Below are 2116 nucleotides of genomic sequence, written 5' to 3'. Positions count from 1 at the left end.
TCGGTCGGGCAGTTGGCCGAAACGATCGATTCGGACGACGAGTTGGGTTTCTTGGATCCGATTCCGACCGCCGAAGAAGTCGATTCGGCGGAGGTGCCCGACGTGGTGCTGGAGGATGCGTCGAGCGGTTTTGACGCGACCGCACTGGATGCGGAAATCGATCCCCTGCCGTTGGACGTCGGTGACCTGTTGGGCGACAACGACGCCAATCCGCCGGGACCCGATACGCCCGGTTCCAGCATTCACATGCTCGCCGGCGACGGTGAATTCACGCCCGACCGCGACACGATGAAGCTTAAACCCGATCCGATGACCGGCGAACTGCCTGTTCCCGTCGGCGACGATGACGGTGCCGATGAAGAGGAGGGTGGGTTCGCAGCCGGCGTGGTTGAGAAGTAGGTGCCGCTGTTAGCGGTGCAGGCCGCGAGCCGTTCGGTGTCGGCAAGACCGGAGGGCTTGCGCCCTTCCGCGATGATCCAAGAGGTAGGTCATGCTGTGCATGACGAACCGTGATTCTTCGCGGGCGCGACGGAGTGGCATGCACAGCATGCCCTACGGGAGAGTGAGTGGCATGCACAGCATGCCCTACGGCTCTCGTGTCGTGCGTCGTTTTCCCGAACTCACTCTGCGGCGATGCGGTTGATGGCGTTGAGCATGGCCAGGATGGTGCTTTCGACGCTGTCGGTGCTGACGCCGGTGCCGCGATACAGCCGGCCTTTGTGTTCGACTTCCAAGTTGACTTCGCCGATCGCGTCGCGGCCGAGCGTGGCGCTGCGGACGCGATAGTCCTTGCAGACCAGTTGCACGCCGGTGATCTGTTCGACGGCCCAAAATGCGGCATCGATCGGCCCGTCACCCTCGGTGACTTCGGCGGACTTTTCTTCGCTTCCGTCACTGAGCGTCAACTTCACTTTGGGCGATTGCTGTTTCGAACAGGTGACTTCGTAGTCGACCAATGACCAGGTTTGGCCGCCGCTGGTGCTGATCTTTTGTTGCACCAACGCGATGATGTCGCCGTCGTAGATTTCTTTCTTCTTGTCGGCCAACAATTTAAACTGCTCGAAGACCGAGTTGAGTTCCTCGCCGTCGATGTGAAAGCCGAGAGTTTTGGCGCGGTCGGCCAAGGCGGCCCGTCCGCTGTGTTTACCCAGCACCAGATCGGTTTTGGCAAACCCGACTTCTTCGGGCGACATGATTTCATACGTGCTGCGTTCTTTCAGCATGCCGTCTTGGTGGATCCCCGATTCGTGGGCGAATGCGTTGCGTCCCACGATGGCTTTGTTGCGCTGCACGCTGATTCCGGTCACCTTGCTGACCAGTCGGCTGACAGGGACCAATCGTTGGGAATTGATTCGCGTGGTGCAGTCATAGAAATCGCCGCGTGTCTTCATCGCCATCACGACTTCTTCCAAGGCCGCGTTGCCGGCGCGTTCGCCGATGCCGTTGATGGTGCACTCGATTTGGCCGGCACCGGCCGCGACGGCTGCCAAACTGTTGGCGACGGCCATCCCCAAGTCATCGTGGCAATGGGTGCTGAGCACGGCTTTGTCCATGTTAGGCACGCGGTTGCGGAGCATGTCAAAGATCTTAAAAATCTCCGCGGGCGTGACGTAGCCGACGGTGTCGGGCACGTTGATGGTCGTCGCTCCGGCGTCGATCGCGGCTTCGACGACGCGGCACAGGAAATCGTGTTCGGTGCGGCAAGCGTCTTCGGGCGAGAATTCGATGTCGTCGCACTTGCTGGCGGCCAGTTTGACACCTTCGACGGCGCGACGGACGATTTCGTCCGGTGTCATCCGCAACTTGAACTCGCGATGGATCGCGCTGGTCGCCAAAAAAACATGGATGCGCGACTGCTCGGCGTTCTGGACCGCCTCGGCGGCACGCAAGATGTCTTTTTCACTGCAGCGGGCCAAGCCACAGATCGTCGACCCTTTGATCGTTTCGGCGATCTGTTTGACCGCATCGAAGTCACCCGGTGAGGCGATCGGAAAACCGGCTTCGATCACATCCACGCCGAGGTCTGCCAACGCGTGGGCGACCTCCAGCTTCTCCGCCAAATTCATGCTCGCCCCGGGGGACTGTTCGCCGTCGCGAAGCGTGGTGTCAAAGATTC

General features: G+C 60.5%; 1 protein-coding gene and 1 pseudogene. One reads left to right on the top strand and one right to left on the bottom strand.

The window, feature by feature from the left end:
* Positions 1-399 (top strand): annotated as a pseudogene (locus ABX749_RS30715) (hypothetical protein); the annotation flags it as partial.
* Between the two features lie 221 nt (positions 400-620).
* Here the strand turns inward: ABX749_RS30715 and ABX749_RS30710 are convergent.
* Complete coding sequence (locus tag ABX749_RS30710) at positions 621-2114, bottom strand: 2-isopropylmalate synthase (RefSeq protein WP_372899392.1); 1494 nt, start codon at positions 2112-2114, stop codon at positions 621-623.
* Between the last annotated feature and the right edge of the window lie 2 nt (positions 2115-2116).

The organism is Stieleria sp. (assembly GCF_041595215.1).
GTDB classification, from domain to species: Bacteria; Planctomycetota; Planctomycetia; order Pirellulales; family Pirellulaceae; genus Stieleria; species Stieleria magnilauensis.
The sequence above is the reverse complement of the archived record's forward strand: the minus strand, read 5'-3'. Positions and strand labels throughout refer to the sequence as shown.